Genomic DNA, 16884 nt, shown 5'->3' with positions numbered 1-16884 from the left:
GCGATGCTGGCAGTCGAGGAGTTGCTGAAGCGTTATTGTTGTCCTGAGACCGTTGAGATCCTGATGACCCATGGCAGGATGGTGGCTGGCAAGGCCCTTTCCGCCTGTGCTGCCGTCAACGCAGACCCTGATACCCGCCGCCTGGTCATAGAGGCCGCCTATCTGCATGATATCGGTGTCTGCAGGGTTGATGCACCGGATATTGCCTGTCATGGCAAAGAACCGTACATCAGGCACGGTCTGCTGGGACGTGAGCTGCTCGATGCAGAAGGCTTGCCGCTGCACGCCCTGATCTGTGAGCGTCATACCGGGGTAGGACTCACGATCACTGACATAACCAGACAGAACCTGCCGCTGCCGCAGCGGGATATGACCCCTGAAACCTTGGCGGAGCGGATCATCTGCTATGCTGATCTCTTTTTTTCAAAGCATCCCGAGCGGCTTGAAAAGGAGAAGCCAGTGGAAAAGATCAGAAAAAACCTGGCAAAATTCGGTGATGACAAGGTTGCCATCTTTGATGCCTGGCAGCGGGAGTTCAGCGCCGGTTCGTGACGCGTCGGCAGGTACTGTGAAGCCTGTCTGCTGCGTTGCGCGGTAGTCCGCCCTTTGCCGCACTAGTCGTTATGCCTCAGTCGCTGTACGCTCTGCGTCCTGCAGCCATGTTGCCCCGTGACGGCCTTAACCGTTTGCTAGCGCGGCAGTGCCGCCTCAAAGACTGTCCCGTTTTTTTCAAACCGCACCAGCGCCGGTCTGATCTCAAGCACCTTTGCCCCTGCAACAACAGCCCCTTCACCAACCAGCACATCATTGATCACCGCCCTGCGCATTTTACGGCTGTCCTGCCAGGCGATACCGGTCAGTTTTACCCCTTCAGGAACACCTGAAATGGTCGCTTCTGCGCTGCGGGAAGGCTGCGCTGCCTGGCTGGCAGCAACTGCGGGAGGGCTTGCTGCGGTGCGGTGTCTCCGGCTCGGAGAACGTTCCTCATCATCATTGGCCTGAGGCGCTGCGGGTAGTGGCGCAGGGGCCTGAATGGCCGGAGGGGCTGGCGACGGTACTGCGGACGCGGCAGGCGCGGGTTGCGGTGCCGGCGGCGCCTGCTGTGGTGGCAGAGGCGGTTCAGCCGGCATGTTGATAGGTGCTGCTGCGGTCAGGGGCGCCTTGGGTTCTGAAGCAGGTTTTGACGGGCCATAGAGCAGCCAGCCCACTATCGCAAGCAGCACAGCGCCGGAACAGCCCAGCCAGATGACCCGCTTGTTCGCACCGGCCCAGCTGCGGGTTGTCCGGTGCGCAATCAGGGCCTCGCGTCCGGTGATTGTCTGATCAGCTGCCCTGCTCTTTTCGTCTTGTGCCTTGCGCAGTGCCTCAAGAATATTGCTCATGGATCGGTTTTCTCTGCTTTCTTCAGGACTGGAGTCTTAAAGTCGGGTGCCTGACGGTACAGGAGCAGCAATGTCTGCCCACCGGCAACCCCGTCTGCTTCAACTCGTTGTGATTGTTGGAAGAGCTTGACCGCTTCCCGCACCGCCCCCTCCGTGATGACCGGCTGGTTTGGCGGCCAGGTCCTGGCTGAGACCAGCAGGCGTGCCAGCAGCTCACGCTGGGTGTGGTTGGGCAGGTACGGGACCGGTACCGACAGCCCCAGCAGGTTTTTCCAGGGGATCAGCGCACGACCGGTCCAGACCTGCTCAAGCGCGGCTGTTGAGACCCTTGTCAGGCTGCCTGACTCAGTGGCAACCAAGGCCTGTTCACTGCTTAGACCCCCAAACACCAGATAGCGTTTCTGGTTGTTTGGCAGGGACAGTTCCAGGATCGCGGGATAGCCGATTCGCGACAGCCCCCCCAGATTCCCGGTGTAGCGAAAGATGTCAAGGCCGGCCTGTTTGAGTGACCGTTCAAGGGAGCTGTCAGGGAGTACCGATGCGGGCGGAACAATATTCCAGGCCTTCAGTACGGTCTGATAGGCCTCCCGGCTGCTGCGGCCTTCGTCAAGCCGTTGCAGGAGCAGGGCCAGCGGTGTGGCGGTCTGTTGCAGGGTAGCTGCCGCAACCGGGGGGGCAGGGGCCGGGCGGCGATAGACCATGCCGGCCAGCACAGCAGCAGCCAGCAGGAGTGCGGCAACGGCCGTTGCCAGCATCCGGGTGCGCCGCCGGGTGCGCCGTCCTTCGGCAGGGGCTACTTCGCAGACAGCCTGCCGGGCCTGAGCGGCCTCAATCTGGCGGCTCTCCGCGGTATAGCCGATCAGGAGGCAACGGTCGGCAACAGCATTCACCAGGCGGGGCAGTCCACCGGCAAAGCAGTGAATCGCCTGCACCGCGCCGGTGCTGAAACGTATCATCTCCGGGGTGCCGCCGGCCACCCTCAGGCGGTGGGCGATGTAGTCGCGCGTGTCTGCTGCATCCATGGGGGTCAGATGATAGCGCACGGTGATCCGTTGATTCAGCTGGCGGAGTTCGGAACGGGACAGCAGTGTTTCCAGTTCCGGCTGGCCGACCAGGATGATCTGGATCAGTTTCTCCGTGGCGGTCTCAAGGTTCGACAACAGCCGGACCTGCTCCAGTACCGCCGGTTCCATATCCTGGGCCTCATCAATGACCAGCACCACGGTCTTGTGTGCCGCTTTTTGCAGCAGCAGAAACTGATTCAACGTCTCCACCAGTTCAGCCGGTTCATCACCGTTATCAGAGATGCCGAATTCCCGGTTGATCGTCTTCAAGAGGCCGAGTGAAGAGAGCATCGGGTTCAGGATCAGGGCCGTGGCGTGGGTTTCTGGGGTAAGCCGGGTCAGCAGGGTGCGGATGACCGTGGTTTTTCCGGCTCCTACTTCACCGGTTAACGCAATAAAGCCGGCCTTCTGGTCAATGCCGTACAGCAGGTGGGCAAACGCCTCCTGATGGGCCTTGCCCAGGAAGATGAAATCCGGGTTCGGGGTAAGGGTAAAGGGGCGTTCTTTCAGTCCGAAGTAGGTACAGTACATGGTTTTTATCTGTTATTCCGGTGTTAGGTAGAACGGTTGAAAAACTGTCCGGACGTTTACCGAGGGAAAGCGAGTTGGTGAACAACGGGCATACATCCTTATTGTTTCCAGATCTCAGTATCAATCATATCAAATGGTTCAACAGCATGTCTGAACGCAGCTTCATCCTCTTCGTTCCATGTACCGGCAAGACAATCAAGATCATGGTGGACGGCCGTTCTTTTTCGTTTGTCATTACCAGTTGCCTCACGGATCAGACGTAAAGCAAGTGTATTAAGGCTGACTCCTTGATTTCGGGCCAGTTCTTTCAAGGTTTGTGCGAGAGAGTCATCAATACCTCGCAAGGTCATGGTTGCCATCTTTACTTCCTTTCTAAAGCCGGATGCAGTGAAAGTCCGGCAATATATGAAAAATGGCTATCTAGCGTTAACAGGGTTCGTCCATGTTGCATGGCTGATGCAGCAATCCAGATGTCATTAACGGGAATAGGTTTTCCTGCCTGTTTAAGATTGTTGAATATAAGTGCAAAGAACTCCGCAGTTGTTTCCTCAACGGCACAAAATTGTACACGCGGTGTATCCAGAAACAGATCAAGCTCCTTACGGTTGAGTGCCTCTTTGTTTCCCCCTTTAAAACCTGCCAGTAGTTCACCAAGCACAACGGTATTTACCGCTATGGTTTCAGCTTGTCGCAATATGCCAAGAACAACAGGGTCGTTGCGCTTAAAGGCAGCGTAGATATTTGTATCGATGATTAGTTGCTGCATCTACTGACTCCAAAGGTGGATGCTTATGATGATATTGTGCATGCATATTATGCATGCACGTGTGTACGGAGTCAATGTCAAGATAGGATTAATGATTATTTTTCAGAATGGCTGACAGGCTGCATGATCCTCTCTGATGAGACCAACTCTGCCACAACCCGGCCAATTGGTGTGGTTGCTTCAAAACGTACCGGCACACGGTTTTCGTCATTGGTGAACCAGACCAGTAGGTCACGGTTATTTCTGAAAAAACCGCTTTCAGCAAAGGCAGGTTGTATTACCAGTGTGTCAGCACTCCGCATACCGGGTAGCGACAGTTTTTCTCGGCGTAGCACAATAACTGGCGCTGTGGTTGTGGTATCGCCATCATACAGCTTCAAAGAGAACTTATCGCCAATCTTAAGTGTTCTTTGTCGCAGGAAATAAAAGCCGGAAACAAAATCCAGCGTATCCAATGATTCAAGCGGTTCATTGCTGTAACGTTTTTTGAGCCGGTCAACCCAGAAGATCTTGCGGTCTGGGTACATGATGGTGAAGCCGGTGTCGCTCTTGAACAATCCTTCCTGTTGTTTGATACGAGTCAGCAGGAAACGGCCTTTGATCAGGCGGGTGTCGGTACTGTCGTTAACGGTATAGATGGGAGAAACGACACTATTTGAGCGGATGGTTGATTGAATCCGAACCTCTCCATTGTTGTTGCTTGCCTCAAGTTGAGCACTGCCCACCGGTACCCCAGAAAGGCTAAGCTGATAGACCAGTTTTTCCTGCAGTAACGCCACAATACTGTCACCTTTAACAAAAATATCTTCAGGAGAGGCAAGGGCGGGCTGTGGCGGTGCTGCTGCAGGAGCCTGTGCAGCGCTCGGCTGAATCGCTGGCTGAGGCTTGGCAGGTGCATGATCAGCCTCTGGTTTTGCTATGGCATGCACAAGCGGCTGCATTGACGCTGCTGGAGCAACGGGTACGTTTGAGGAAAGGCTTGGCTTGGCTGGTTTCTTTAGCGGTGAAACATTTGTAGCAATTTGTTTTTTGTAAGGTTTCTGTTTGGGGGAAGTCAGATCAACCATAACCACGGCTGGCTGCGTTATGGCTGCACCAAAATAAAAGGTACCGAATCGTTCCAGGATGACGCTCGCAAAGGCATGTCCCAGTAAAGAAAGTAGAATACAGATTGCCAGGAAGCGTGAGCTGCGGTGCATTGCGTATGGGGTGGCAGAATTTTTCATGACTACCTTATTAGGCTCCGCTTCCTGTACAAGAGGAAGCGGAGTCATGAAAAGGTACTGTTAGTTAACAATTCTAATGCCTTCAACAAAGAGGATATTATCAAAGGTCTTTTTTAAGGTCTTGCTGGTGAAGTTCGTGACAGCAAAGGCCTTGGTTGGATATTCAATTGTGGTGCCTTTTGACACAGTAACTTTTGGTAGTGCCAGCCAGATAGTCTTGTTGTCGGCTGCTTTAGCTTCAATATAGGTGTAGACATCAGCATCAATGGTCTGTAGTACGGTCGCCTTAGTGGTTGGCACGTTGTCGGGCAGTGTGGCCGCCTTCATGTTAGCGTGAGCATCAACTTTTGGAACAGTTTGTCCTGCTTTAATTGGTGGGTGTCCAGCCGGTAAGGTTATGGTTTGTGGCGCAGTAGTACTCTCAGGTTTTGGCTGCTCTTGGGCACCAATCAGGCTTATAGAACTAACTGCTACAACAATTGCGAGCTTTATCATGTAAATCTCCGCTGCTAAAAAATGCCGCCCCCGTACGGGGGCGGCCAAGCAGTACCGTTGCGGTACACCACGTTGTAACTAAGTTGTTCCCGGAGGCGCGATGCCTCCGGGAACTGGTTCCTTGTACCTACGGGCGTGATGCTACACCGGTTGTAGCGTTTGCACGTAACCAGGCGACTGCGTCAGGATAGGCAGTCATCATCGCCGAGGAAAGGGTAATCGTGCCATCAAGAACACCGTTATCCATGAAGTCGATGGAATCGAAGATCAGGCGCTTGACATAGGTGCGGTTGTGAACATAAGCACCTGGCTCGTCAGCACTGATCTTGGCGTTTTGGAAAGCACCGTACACGTCATTTGATACGTTCAGGTAATAGTACGGCTGTGCCGAATCGGCCGCGGCAGTACTTACAGCGTGGTTGATCGGGTTTGTGTACACGTTGTTAACATAGTTGTTCAGAATGGTGCTTGCCTGCTGGTAGCCAAGCTTCTCTTCTTCAAGCTTGGTGGCGGTCATTTCATAGGGGCCGCCAACGGTGTGGCAAGTGTTGCACAGCGTTTGGTTGGTAATGCCGGTAATTGTACCAGCGGTTTCAGTAACAGCTGCAAAAGTATGGCTCTTGTTGCCCATATGGCAGCTTGCGCACGGACCATCTGCATTTGCACCGATGGTGTCATGCTGGAAGTGGGTCGTGGCGTTGGAGTAATCCTTGCCAGCATACTCATAACCCATATGAGTCTTCTCATTGTACATGAAGCCAGCAGTCGGAGCGTGGTGCCCCTGGAATCTGGTGCTGCGTGGGCTTTCAACGTTACCTCGACCGCCGTGGCAAGTTACGCAGGCGGTTGATTTGCCAGCATTGGTAATGACGATAGGTTGTGATTGATAGGTGAAATCAAGCACAGCTTTGGTGGTGTTGCGCAGGGTGCCTTTGCCGGCGTTGCTGTGGCAGCCCCAGCAGTACAATACTTCATTCTGGCCTGATGAAACGGTTGAAGCAGTTGCGGTGGCCTTTTTCCAGCCTGAGAGATGTGTGAAGTCATTACCTGCACCGGTATTGTCATAGGTATCAGGGTTATTAAGCATGTTTGAAATACCGGTTGCGGTGTGACATTTTTGGCAGGCACCACGGTTAGGTGTTGCGACACCTGCGGTAACCGTTGTGGTTGCATCCCAGTCGTAATGAACCCAGGCAGCACCGGTTGCTTCAATTGCGCCAGCAGAAAATACGGATGCGACAGTAGGGCTTCCGCCGTTTGAGGCATACTTGTTGGCAAGCAACTTCCCTGCGTGACCTGACTGTGCCCAGTCGGTGTGAATTGAAGGAGTTGTCGTATTTCCATACCGTGTGCCAGTTTTTGCTTCGTGACCGTGGCAATCAAAACAGGGGGTGGCTCCGTTTTTGCGGATGTTGTAGCCTTCAATTGTTGTTGTGGTTAAAGGGTCGTCAAAGTGAGTTGAAGCAATCATCCGGTACCAGCTAGTAGTATGGTGTCCAACTGTACCGGTGAGGGCGCCATTCACAGTGATGATACCATCAGCCAAAAGTTTGTTGCCTGTGTAGTCATACATGGTGTGGCAACTGGTGCAGAGATTGAACTGGTTGTTTTTTGCGCCACTGGTCTTGCTGGGGTTCCAGGCAACATCTCTGCCCAAGGTGTCTTTTGCAATAATACTGCGCAGCCCGCCGCCATGCTCATGGCAGGTTTCGCACTTGATGCCGGTGTATGCCCCTGTATATGCGGGAGGCAGGTATACACCACCATCAATCACGGTACCGTCACCGGTGAAGCCACTCTTGTTGGAGAGTACAGCGCCCTCATGGGTGTGGCAGCGTACGCAGACGCCAGAGGTGTGGGAAGGAGTCCCATCAACATGATTCGATGTTTCAAAGGCTGTGTTTGCATTGGTAGCTTGGGCGATTAGGCCATTATGACAGGTTGCACAGCGATTGGCATCTGGAATTGGATAAGGTATTGGGCCAACGCCATTGTGTTGTGTGCCACCACCATGGCAGGCCTCACAGCCGACACCATTTGCATTGTGCGGTGAGCTTTGCTGATACTGGGTTATAAGGCTTTCCCCTGTAAGTGGTTCTGTAAGAGAGCTGTGACACTGGATGCAGGCAGTGTCGCCAACGGTTGCTACGTCAGATAAAGAGCTTGATCCCTCTTTGCTGGACGAGCCGCAGCCGTACATCAGTGCTGCCATGGGAAGCGCACAAAACAGCGTCATGGCTAATCTTCGTATCTGCATACTCTTTTCCTCCTTGTTGTGATGGGTTGTTAATAGGTCCCTGGCAAGTGGCACTTAAGACACATCTTGCCATTGGTCTTGTCTCTAAAATTACCTGCTTTGAAGTTACGTGGGTGCGGTCGCACCTTGCCGCTGCTGTGGCATTGAATACAGACATCGCCGCTGGGATGACAGGTCTGGCATGACATCAGGTTTCTACGGGCCTCAGTGCTGTGATCCATTGCCCAATACTTTTGTCCATTCTGCCCCAGTGGGTTGTGAGACTTGATCCGCAGAGAGCCCTTGGGGAAGCGGGCATGGCAGTCGCTGCAGTACTTCTGATTGTGGCAGCGGGTACAGGTCTGGGGATTGTCCTTGGCCTTGATCGGGTGGATACTGATGAAATCACTGCGGTGATTCTTGGGAACATAGTTTTGTTGAAAACTGTTTTTACGCAGTTCAACATCAGCGCCACCGCCAAAATGGCAATCGCTGCAGAATGCCTGGGTATGACATTCAACACAGTTTGCACCACCCTTGCCGGCTATTGCCCGGTGCTCACCCATCCAGTCGGTATTCTGGTGGTGTTTTCCGGCCCAGTCGTTGTCATGGGACAGGGGGATGCCTTGAGCCTTGTGACATTCATTGCAGTCTTTGAGCTCTAGCTTGGCGTACTCTTTATGCGACATCTTCTCTGCACTGGACTGCTGCTGATTGAATATCAACAGGCCATAGATGAGTAATGCGCAGATGAAAAAAACTTTTTTCACAATAATCCCCCCTTTCTAGAAGTCGTAGTTAAAGGCGACTCGACCTGACCAGTCATGTTTGAATTTCCATACATCAACGTTGTCCTGTACTCGTGCATCAAACGAGATAGCCTTATTCAGTTTGTAGCGGGTGCCCAACCAGTAGGTTTGCGAGGTGGTATCTCCGGTCATGCTGTCCTTCTGATAGACGTCGTAGGCCATTCCGCCTGCCAATTGAAGGTTGGGCTTGACGTCGTACTGAACATCAAAGGTAAAACCGTCAAGGCTGCCTGCGTACCCTTGACGGCGGTCATAGGCCAGATCAAACATCAAAGAGGTAAACGGGCGGATTTTTAGTCCAACCTCGTAGACGTCGCCGGCCGTATTCTCGCCAAAATCTTGTCGTTTGTAGGCACCGCGCACGGCAAACATGTCATTGATGGTGTAATCTGCCCTGAAAGACCCTTCTTGATAGCGGTCCACGGCAAAAACCGAGTAAATTGAGGTGTAGTCAAAGGTTGGGTAGCTCTGGAACCATTCTGCGGTCAACACCAGGTTTGTCGTGGCAAAGTATTTGACGCCTGCCAATACCTCTTCAAAAGTTTCACTGGCAGTATCAAATCTGGTGTTGCCATAGAGTTTTAAACCTCCAAACAGATACTGGTTAAACATCGCTCCGATAGTTTCCCGTGCAACCCCGTCACTATCCTGTTTTAAGAAGTAACTGAGCTCTGCGTTTGTAGCGGGAAAGCCGGTCAGGGTGGCTGCTCCACCAAACACTGTATCGCCTGCCCTGGTCAGTTCACGGTCAATTCCATAGACCACGTTGCGGCCGCCCATTACTGAAAATGCTACTGGCCCGACATTTTTAAGATCCACCATGCCGCCGTCAACCAGGGCGCTGCCGGCAGCGTAGTTAACAAACTGGCGACCGGCCCTGATATCGATTTTATTGAACAGATCGCGATAATCTGCATACAGATAAAAAAGACGGCCTTCAAAACCATTGCCATTCATTACATCTTGGCTGATACGGCCGTAGCCCTGCAGCGTTAGTTTTTTGTCAGGGTCAATGTCGGATAAGGAGAAATTTAGCAACTGTGCGAAATCTGCCTGTTTCTTTCCATTAAAGATGCTGTTGAACCACAGATACTGGCTTGATGCCCGGCCATGTAGTTCAATAGCCTGAACAGATGCTGCTGAAAGCAGCAGTGTCCCGCCCAACATTATGCGGAGTATTCCATTTTTGTACCCCATCTAGCGAACCTCCTTTCCATGTAAGTGTTTCAACTGTTTGCGGTACAGCTTTTGCCTCCTCTCCTTTGTATAGGGTGTCAGTACAGACCGGGTTAATCTGCAATGATCTTGCTTAAAATTGTTTTGATAACAAAATCGATATATTCGCTAACGTTGTTGGCTGGTTCCAGCGCAAGGTCCTGCATGATCTGTCTGGTCATGAAGAAGTAATTGACCATCCCCACCAGTGACAGTGTGACATGGCGGGGATTTGTTGTTGGACAAACTACTCCGGCGCGGATGCCGGCGTTGATCATGGCGACACATTTATCCGAGGCTTCTTTGATGCAGGGTTGAATGATTGTTTTGTATGCCGGTGAAGGGTTGGTGAGTTCCCTGAAATACAGTATGAGCATGCAGGGATTTGAACTGTGGAAAGAGGCGATTCGGTGGCAGACCGTGCCGATTGTTTCGCGGATGTCGCCTTCAGTAGTAAATGCGGAGACGACCTGCTGTTGATAGGCCTGAAACAGTGAGGCAACCACCGTGTTGTACAGGTTTTCCTTGTTCTTGAAGTGGTACGAGATCAGGGCACTGTTGACGTTCGCTGCAGAGGCGATGTCGCGAATCGAGATGGCATGGAGGCAGCGGGATGATAACAGCACCTGGGTCGCTGTAATAATCCGCTCCGCCGTTGAAGCGGTATCCTTGTCGCTTGCCTGACGGTGCTTGGGATTGCCGGTTGTGGATGGGATTCTGGTCATCGTACTCGTTTCCGTTGGCTGTATGCTGGAGTTGGATTAAATAATATTAATTAGTTTATTCGCGTAGTTGTGCAATTTGGTTAATCAATTGAGCAACAACTATGCCGCTTGAGGCAACTAGCTTGATTTACAGATTTAAAATTCTGTTTAGCAGGTTTTGTTCAGCAGGTTGGACTGTTCAGAATCGGACAGATGTTCTAATCTGTTCAATATCCGACATAAGTTAGAGGCGGAACGTGGGCGTTGGATATTTAGTTAATGATTTTAGACTGGTATGTTGATACTAGGCGGTGTTCAAATCCCGACACTGTTTGGTTGCAGCTTGGTGTTTATGTAATTAATACATTGTGTTGGGTGTGTTGATCTTCGTTTGTCCAGTTTGCGGCAGTGTGGTAGGCAGGCTTCAGGCCGGCTTGGTGAGATGGTATTTTTCCATTTTTCCGTAGAGGGTACCGCGTGCAATATCCAGTAGTTCGGCTGCCTTTTTCAGGTTCCAGTTGGATTCTTCCAACACCTTTTTGATCAGGGCGCTTTCGGCGTCAGCCAGGGTCGATGTGGCAAGGTTCAGGGTGAGTCCGTTGGAGTGGCTGTCTGATGTTCTGAGCTGGGTTGGCAGGCTGTCTTTGTCAAGGGTTCTGCCACGGCTGAAGATGACTGCATGTTCAATGATGTTGGCAAGTTCACGGCAGTTGCCCGGCCAGTCATAGTTGCAGAGCAGGGTCATGGCATCACGGGTGACGCCATCGAGCTGTTTGTTGTTCAGGCTGCAGTAACGCTCCAGGAAGTAGCGTACCAGCAGGGGAATGTCTGATCGCCGGTCCCGCAGGGGAGGGGCCTGCAGGGAGACCACATTAAGGCGGTAATACAGATCTTCGCGGAACTGTTTTTCCCGGGCGGCAGCGGCCAGGTCCCGGTTGGTGGCGCAGATCAGGCGCACATCGGCCTTGATGGTCTCAGTGCCGCCAACCCGCTGAAAGGTGCCCAGTTCCAGGATACGCAGGAGTGAAACCTGGGTGGTGGGGGAAATGTCGCCGATTTCGTCCAGAAACAGCGTGCCGCCGGAGGCCTGCTCAAAGAGCCCTTTTTTTCTGGCCACGGCGCCGGTAAAGGCGCCTTTTTCATGGCCAAAGAGTTCGCTGCTGATCAGCCCTTCTGTCAGGGCAGCACAGTTGATCTGGATAAACGGCTTGTCCTTGCGGGTGCTCTTGGCGTGGATGGCAGAGGCGATCAGCTCTTTGCCGGTACCGCTTTCACCGGTAATCAGTACGGTGGCGCTGGTCTAGGCAACCTGGCTGATCATTTCATAGATCTCAAACATCTTGCGGTCCTGGCCGATCAGGTTTTCAAAGCAATACTGCTCCCCGTCCCGGCATTCCGGACAGAGACCGGCCAGTATGGCGGCCTTATGAGACAGTATGGTCTCAATCGCCCGCTCAACCATTTCAAAATCAAAGGGCTTCAGCAGGTAGTCATAGGCCCCGGCCTTCATTGCCTTGACGACTTGCGAGGTGCTGTCATCACTGGTCAGGATCAGGATAAAGATCTGGGGATACAGGCTTTTGATTTCACTTAAGAGTTCAATGCCGTCCATGAGCGGCATGCTCAGGTCGGTAATGACAATGTCGGCCGGAGACTGTTGCAGACGCGCCAGCGCTTCAGGGCCGCTCCCGGCGGTCTCAACCTGAAAGCGGGGGTCAGCACCGATCCGTTTGCTGAAAATACGGCAATAGGCAGGTTCATCATCGACAAACAGGATACGGGTGGCTACCGTCATCTGGGAGTTCTTTCTGTGGCAGTGCCGGCCTTGTACTGGACGGCTGCGGTTTGAATCAGGTTTTTCAGGTCACTTCGTTGCCAGGGCTTGGGCAGAAAACCAAATATTTCACCCTGTTGCAATGCCTGGCTGACCGCGCTTGGCTCGATAAAGCCGGACAACATGATCCTGACGATCTCTGGCCATTTGCTACGGACTTCACTCAAAAAGTCTAGTCCGTTTTTTTCCGGCATCTGGTAGTCGGAGATGACAATCATGACCGGCTCCCGTTCCAGTATGGACAGGGCCTCGGCGGCTGAACCGGCAGTCAGCAGGGTGATCCCTTCATTATGACAGAACCGCGCCAGTGTTTTAAGGATATGCTCCTCGTCGTCAACACAGAGTAGTCGCAGCGTGTCAGGCATCGCCGACCTCGGGCCTTGTTGGCAGTGTAATGGTAAAGGTTGTTCCTTGACCCGGCCGGCTCTGCACGCTGATCTCTCCCTGGTGCAGTTTGATGATGTCAGCAACAATGCTGAGTCCCAGGCCGGTTCCTTTGCCAGCTTCCTTGGTGGTAAAAAACGGTTCAAATATCTGTGGCTGCAGGTTCTCCGGAATGCCGCATCCGGTATCAGTGATCGAGATATGCACAGAGTCTGCATCAGACCAGCTTTTAAGTGTTACGTCGCCACGTTTGTCAATGGCATGGGCAGCATTGACCAGCAGATTCATGAAGGCCTGGTTCAGCTGCTGCGGGCAGCATAAAATTTTTGGAATCTCGCCAAACTGCCGATGTACCTGCGCTTTATGCCGCAATTCATGATGGGTGATCTTGATTGAGTTTTCCAGGCACTCATTGATATCAGCCTGCTTGAAGGCAAAGTCATCGACACGGGAGAAGTTGCGCAGATTTTTGACAATGTCGCTGACCCGGGTTGCCCCCTCCAATGACTCTGCAATCAACGCTCCAAAATCATCGAGAATGTAATCAATTCCCAGTTGATTCCAGTCTTCGTGCAATTTTTTCAGCTCTTCAGGGGAGGCGGTGGCCTGGATTATGGCCTGCTGCTCTTCAATAAACGCCTGAAGCCGGGTCAGGTAGATACTGAGCTCTTCCAGGTTGTTGGTTACAAAACCGATCGGATTGTTGATGTCATGGGCCACCCCGGCAGCCAGGAGACCGATACTGGCCATTTTGTCCTGATGCAGGATAATCGCCTGCCGTGAGGTCAGTTCTGCATAGGCCTTTTCCAGCTCATGCCGTCCCAGTTCAAGCGCTTCGGTTGCTGCTTCAAGGTGTCTGGTCCGCTCCGCAATCCGTTCTTCAAGGTGGCTATTCAGATGGACAAGCGCCTCCTCTGCTTTCTGGCGTTCGGCAATCTCAGTTTCAAGCAGGTTGTTGGCTTCAGAGGTCTTGTCCACTTCCTCTGATAATTTTTGCCGGGTTTCCTCGATGGTCTGCTCAACGCGCCCCAGGATCTTCCAGGCAAACATGAACAGTATGATCGATATGCCGCAACTGAAGCAGAGTGAATAGATGATGAAGTGGTGAAAACTTCGTGTCTGATTGGTTATGTCATATAACAGGATGAAGTTTCCGATTTCGCGGCCGCTTGATTCGTGAAAGGGAAAGGTTCTGAAGGCGTAGTGCTGGTTACCGAGTGCTGCGCTGTTCCAGGCCCTGCTGCGGGAAAGCTTCTTTGTTTCCTCTGCGAGCTGGTGGTCCAGTGCCGGTGGAATGCTTGGAATCGACTGGGCAATAACGACTTTATCCGGGTAACGCTCCCAGTCGACTTTTCTTCCCACCCAGGCATAGCCTGTTGCCATGGTCTTTTTGTCCAGCAGCTCCTTGTTGAGCACGACCAGATAGTCAATGTTGTTAATAATGGCAAGATCGTCAAGGATGTCGTTGACCTCTGTTCCTAGTTCCAGATAACCGATCAGGCCGCTTTGGTCATGCCAGGGGATGACCAGCCGCAGGGTCAGGGTGCCGAAGGGGCCCATCTCAAGGGCATCGGCCGCATCACCGGTCTCCACAGCACGCTGCATGGAATCCCGGTTGATCAGGTCTCCGTAGCGGTCCGGCTGGTGAACCCGCAAAAAGTTTTTGGAGTCGGGAGTGTGAAAATAGAAATGAGTGACATCGTTGGTTGTCAGTTTGCGCTGGTAGGGCAGGGCTGCGGCGTAGAGGCCAGCGCGGTTCCGGCTGCGCATGGCCTGCTTCAGCGCAGGGTCCTTGAGTATGATCTCGGCAGCGGCTGTCATCAGCCTGGTTCTGGCTGACAGCATCCCTTTAAAGATGGAGATGGTTTCACCATGTTCCCGCTCCAGCTCATTGGCAATCCCGGCGCCCCGGATGGCAAAGGCGCTGTAGAGGAAACTGCAAAGCAGCACCAGAAAGGTCAGAGACAACGGAATCAGTATCCGGCTGCGGATGTTTGCGGCATGGCTCATATGGTTTCACCCGTTATCTCAATGTACGGGCAGGGTACTCGCTTTGGCAGCCCCCTGCAGGCATTGCTGAGCTGGAATCGAAATTTGATCCCCATGGAATGTATCCGGTTTTTAACCTGTTCTACGACTTTGCACATTGATCCCGGATGTTGTCAATAGGCAGTTGCATGAACCTGAGGATCGTTGCTGCTGCGTTCTCACTATGGACAGCAGCAGGGCAGCTGAAGTATATGAGTAGGTACGAACGATGAGGAGGCAGGCATGATCAAGAGCATGACCGGGTATGGCAAAGGCGAATCAACGGATCATCAGGGCCGTTGTCTGGTTGAGATAAAGACCGTCAATAACCGCTACGGGGAGGTGTCGGTCAAGATGCCGCGCAGTTTTCTGGCCTATGAACATGAGGTACGTAAGGCGGTCGGCGGCTATGTCAAGCGTGGTAAGGCCGATCTGTTTGTACAGTGGGAGCCGGCTGTGGGCGAGGTGGTGGTTCCGCCGCTGAACCACGGGGTTGCCAAGGGGTATCATCAGGCCTTCCAGGAGCTTGCCCATGAGTTGCATGTGTCGGCGGAGATTCCGCTCTCTTTGATACTGGCTCAACGCAATGTGCTGCAGGAGTCGGCCAGTGAGGACCAGGGGGATCTGTTGCCGCTGGTACTGCAGGCAGTTGGGCAGGCCCTTGCCGGTCTGGACGGGATGCGGCTGCGCGAAGGCGAGGCACTGCAGGCTGACCTGAAGGCGCGGCGTACTGAACTGGCGGCCCTGGTTGCCCAGGTGCGGGAACGTGCCCCCCGGGTGGTTGAGGAGTATCAGCAGAAGCTGCAGCAACGGCTAGAGAAGTTGCTGGGCGGGACAGAGCTTGATCCGCAGCGGCTGGCCCAGGAGGTTGCCCTGCTGGCTGACCGTTGTGATATTACGGAAGAACTGGTACGTCTGGAGAGCCACTTTGCCCAGTTTGATGAGACCCTGCTGCTGAAGGAACCGGTTGGGCGCAAGCTTGACTTCCTGATGCAGGAGATCAACCGTGAAGTGAATACCATCGGTTCCAAGGCGAATGATTCCGCCATTACCTCGCTGGTGGTGCAGATGAAGGCGGAGTTGGAGAAGATGCGGGAACAGGTCCAGAACATCGAATAGGAACGGTCTTTTTTTGCTCTGAGCACGTCAGTCTTCAAAATGGCTTGTCAACGTACTTGATGGTACGCCTTCGCGCCATTTCTTAACTGCCGCACTCAGAACAAAAAAATCATCGTTCCTTACCTGCGGGGGGGATATGCAGCAAGAAGGGCTTCTCATCGTTATTTCAGCACCGTCCGGGGCTGGCAAGACAACACTCTGTAACGGGCTGGTCAGCCGTTTTCCTGCACTGAAGGAGTCGGTCAGTTATACGACCCGGCAACCCAGGCCGGGGGAGCAGGATGGTGTTGATTACCATTTTGTCTCGATTGAGCGTTTCAAGCAGATGATTGCTGAAAACGGTTTTGCCGAGTGGGCCGAGGTGCATGGAAATTTTTACGGAACCGCCATTGCGACGCTGGAACAGGCCAGGATTGACGGCATTGATATCCTGCTCGACATTGACTGCCAGGGGGCGCGTATCCTCAAGGACCGCGGTATTAACGGCCTGTTTGTCTTTGTGCTGCCTCCCAGCATGGCAGAGCTGCGGCGCCGGCTTGAATCCCGCTCTTCCGACGCCAAAGAGGTAATCGAACGCCGGATCGAGCGGGCAACCGAGGAGATCCGTGAGGCGCGCTGGTATGATTACATCGTGGTAAACGACCGGCTTGATGAGGCCCACGAGGCCTTGGCGTCACTGGTGACTGCCGCACGCCATACCACGGCACGTATGTTGGGTCAGGTGTCGAAAATGTTTGATATTTGAGCAGCTATAGGTATAATCACCGCTCCATTATTCGTTTGTGGACAAAAGGAGATAGAGACGATGGCACGGGTTACTGTTGAAGATTGCCTTGAAAAAGTGGATAACCGCTTCATGCTGGTCATGATGGCCTCCAAACGGGTCAAGCAGCTCTACAAGGGGGCTAAGCCGCTGATTGACCCCAAGAACAACCGCCATGTGGTTACCTCGCTGCGCGAAATTGCTGCCGGTAAGTTGTCGGCTGAGCTGAGCAGCAAGCGTTCTGCATGATTGGATCAACTCTGGAGGCCTGCCGCTTGGTAGCGCCTCCATTTTTGCACCTTCCCCCGGTGTTTGTGACACTGGTCAC

General features: G+C 53.2%; 18 protein-coding genes. 4 read left to right on the top strand and 14 right to left on the bottom strand.

What is annotated here, in order from left to right; genetic code table 11:
• Positions 1-3: 3 nt before the first annotated feature.
• Positions 4-552 carry an HD domain-containing protein gene (locus FY034_RS10460; protein WP_265550269.1) on the top strand — a complete coding sequence of 183 codons (549 nt, stop codon included), beginning with the start codon at positions 4-6 and terminating at the stop codon, positions 550-552.
• A 137-nt stretch (positions 553-689) separates the two neighbouring features.
• On the opposite strand, the gene FY034_RS10455 is transcribed toward FY034_RS10460, so the two are convergent.
• The 14 genes from FY034_RS10455 to FY034_RS10390 all read right to left on the bottom strand — a co-directional run bounded on the left by FY034_RS10455 (position 690) and on the right by FY034_RS10390 (position 14656).
• Complete coding sequence (locus tag FY034_RS10455) at positions 690-1382, bottom strand: hypothetical protein (RefSeq protein ID WP_265550267.1); 693 nt, start codon at positions 1380-1382, stop codon at positions 690-692.
• Positions 1379-2977 (bottom strand): AAA family ATPase, encoded by a 1599-nt coding sequence (locus tag FY034_RS10450; protein ID WP_265550265.1) that lies wholly within the window; start codon positions 2975-2977, stop codon positions 1379-1381. Before FY034_RS10450 ends, FY034_RS10455 begins: the two co-directional genes overlap by 4 nt.
• Before the next feature lie 98 nt (positions 2978-3075).
• A complete protein-coding gene (locus tag FY034_RS10445; protein ID WP_265550263.1) occupies positions 3076-3336 on the bottom strand; it encodes a FitA-like ribbon-helix-helix domain-containing protein in 261 nt (86 codons plus the stop codon).
• 2 nt (positions 3337-3338) lie between these two features.
• Positions 3339-3743 (bottom strand): type II toxin-antitoxin system VapC family toxin, encoded by a 405-nt coding sequence (locus FY034_RS10440; protein WP_265550261.1) that lies wholly within the window; start codon positions 3741-3743, stop codon positions 3339-3341.
• A gap of 95 nt (positions 3744-3838) precedes the next feature.
• Positions 3839-4684, bottom strand: coding sequence for a DUF3108 domain-containing protein (locus tag FY034_RS10435; protein ID WP_265550259.1), 846 nt, complete (start codon positions 4682-4684; stop codon positions 3839-3841).
• Positions 4685-5029: 345 nt separating this feature from the next.
• Positions 5030-5464 (bottom strand): hypothetical protein, encoded by a 435-nt coding sequence (locus FY034_RS10430; protein WP_265550257.1) that lies wholly within the window; start codon positions 5462-5464, stop codon positions 5030-5032.
• A gap of 127 nt (positions 5465-5591) precedes the next feature.
• On the bottom strand, positions 5592-7721 hold the full coding sequence (locus tag FY034_RS10425) for a C-type polyheme cytochrome OmcB (protein WP_265550255.1): 2130 nt from the start codon (positions 7719-7721) through the stop codon (positions 5592-5594).
• Between the two features lie 29 nt (positions 7722-7750).
• Positions 7751-8470 (bottom strand): cytochrome C, encoded by a 720-nt coding sequence (locus tag FY034_RS10420; protein WP_265550253.1) that lies wholly within the window; start codon positions 8468-8470, stop codon positions 7751-7753.
• Between the two features lie 15 nt (positions 8471-8485).
• Positions 8486-9706, bottom strand: coding sequence for a hypothetical protein (locus FY034_RS10415; RefSeq protein WP_265550251.1), 1221 nt, complete (start codon positions 9704-9706; stop codon positions 8486-8488).
• Between the two features lie 92 nt (positions 9707-9798).
• Positions 9799-10449, bottom strand: a complete 651-nt coding sequence (locus FY034_RS10410; protein ID WP_265550249.1) for a TetR/AcrR family transcriptional regulator — start codon at positions 10447-10449, stop codon at positions 9799-9801.
• 403 nt (positions 10450-10852) lie between these two features.
• Positions 10853-11713, bottom strand: coding sequence for a sigma-54 dependent transcriptional regulator (locus FY034_RS10405; RefSeq protein WP_322573243.1), 861 nt, complete (start codon positions 11711-11713; stop codon positions 10853-10855).
• Positions 11714-11728: 15 nt separating this feature from the next.
• Entirely contained in the window at positions 11729-12223 is a 495-nt protein-coding gene (locus FY034_RS10400; protein WP_265550247.1) for a response regulator, read from the bottom strand.
• Positions 12220-12627, bottom strand: a complete 408-nt coding sequence (locus tag FY034_RS10395) for a response regulator (RefSeq protein ID WP_265550245.1) — start codon at positions 12625-12627, stop codon at positions 12220-12222. Before FY034_RS10395 ends, FY034_RS10400 begins: the two co-directional genes overlap by 4 nt.
• Entirely contained in the window at positions 12620-14656 is a 2037-nt protein-coding gene (locus FY034_RS10390; protein WP_265550243.1) for a sensor histidine kinase, read from the bottom strand. Before FY034_RS10390 ends, FY034_RS10395 begins: the two co-directional genes overlap by 8 nt.
• Before the next feature lie 261 nt (positions 14657-14917).
• On the opposite strand from FY034_RS10390, the gene FY034_RS10385 reads away from it, so the two are divergent.
• From FY034_RS10385 to rpoZ, 3 genes are all read left to right on the top strand, one after another.
• Positions 14918-15793, top strand: coding sequence for a YicC/YloC family endoribonuclease (locus tag FY034_RS10385; RefSeq protein WP_265550242.1), 876 nt, complete (start codon positions 14918-14920; stop codon positions 15791-15793).
• Positions 15794-15929: 136 nt separating this feature from the next.
• Entirely contained in the window at positions 15930-16538 is a 609-nt protein-coding gene (gene gmk / locus FY034_RS10380; RefSeq protein WP_265550240.1) for a guanylate kinase, read from the top strand.
• Between the two features lie 60 nt (positions 16539-16598).
• Positions 16599-16805, top strand: a complete 207-nt coding sequence (gene rpoZ / locus FY034_RS10375) for a DNA-directed RNA polymerase subunit omega (RefSeq protein ID WP_012470335.1) — start codon at positions 16599-16601, stop codon at positions 16803-16805.
• Positions 16806-16884: the final 79 nt, after the last annotated feature.

It is taken from the genome of Trichlorobacter lovleyi (assembly GCF_015239775.1).
GTDB classification, from domain to species: domain Bacteria; phylum Desulfobacterota; class Desulfuromonadia; order Geobacterales; family Pseudopelobacteraceae; genus Trichlorobacter; species Trichlorobacter lovleyi_B.
The sequence above is the reverse complement of the archived record's forward strand: the minus strand, read 5'-3'. Positions and strand labels throughout refer to the sequence as shown.

Bases quoted from the DNA above. Each gene is read 5' to 3' on its own strand.
- rpoZ (WP_012470335.1), top strand. From the start codon at position 16,599: ATGGCACGGGTTACTGTTGAAGATTGCCTTGAAAAAGTGGATAACCGC.
- FY034_RS10440 (WP_265550261.1), bottom strand. From the start codon at position 3,743: ATGCAGCAACTAATCATCGATACAAATATCTACGCTGCCTTTAAGCGC.
- FY034_RS10400 (WP_265550247.1), bottom strand. From the start codon at position 12,223: ATGACGGTAGCCACCCGTATCCTGTTTGTCGATGATGAACCTGCCTAT.
- FY034_RS10385 (WP_265550242.1), top strand. From the start codon at position 14,918: ATGATCAAGAGCATGACCGGGTATGGCAAAGGCGAATCAACGGATCAT.
- FY034_RS10455 (WP_265550267.1), bottom strand. From the start codon at position 1,382: ATGAGCAATATTCTTGAGGCACTGCGCAAGGCACAAGACGAAAAGAGC.
- FY034_RS10450 (WP_265550265.1), bottom strand. From the start codon at position 2,977: ATGTACTGTACCTACTTCGGACTGAAAGAACGCCCCTTTACCCTTACC.
- FY034_RS10390 (WP_265550243.1), bottom strand. From the start codon at position 14,656: ATGAGCCATGCCGCAAACATCCGCAGCCGGATACTGATTCCGTTGTCT.
- FY034_RS10395 (WP_265550245.1), bottom strand. From the start codon at position 12,627: ATGCCTGACACGCTGCGACTACTCTGTGTTGACGACGAGGAGCATATC.
- gmk (WP_265550240.1), top strand. From the start codon at position 15,930: ATGCAGCAAGAAGGGCTTCTCATCGTTATTTCAGCACCGTCCGGGGCT.
- FY034_RS10415 (WP_265550251.1), bottom strand. From the start codon at position 9,706: ATGGGGTACAAAAATGGAATACTCCGCATAATGTTGGGCGGGACACTG.
- FY034_RS10430 (WP_265550257.1), bottom strand. From the start codon at position 5,464: ATGATAAAGCTCGCAATTGTTGTAGCAGTTAGTTCTATAAGCCTGATT.
- FY034_RS10460 (WP_265550269.1), top strand. From the start codon at position 4: ATGCTGGCAGTCGAGGAGTTGCTGAAGCGTTATTGTTGTCCTGAGACC.
- FY034_RS10445 (WP_265550263.1), bottom strand. From the start codon at position 3,336: ATGGCAACCATGACCTTGCGAGGTATTGATGACTCTCTCGCACAAACC.
- FY034_RS10410 (WP_265550249.1), bottom strand. From the start codon at position 10,449: ATGACCAGAATCCCATCCACAACCGGCAATCCCAAGCACCGTCAGGCA.
- FY034_RS10425 (WP_265550255.1), bottom strand. From the start codon at position 7,721: ATGCAGATACGAAGATTAGCCATGACGCTGTTTTGTGCGCTTCCCATG.
- FY034_RS10435 (WP_265550259.1), bottom strand. From the start codon at position 4,684: ATGCAGCCGCTTGTGCATGCCATAGCAAAACCAGAGGCTGATCATGCA.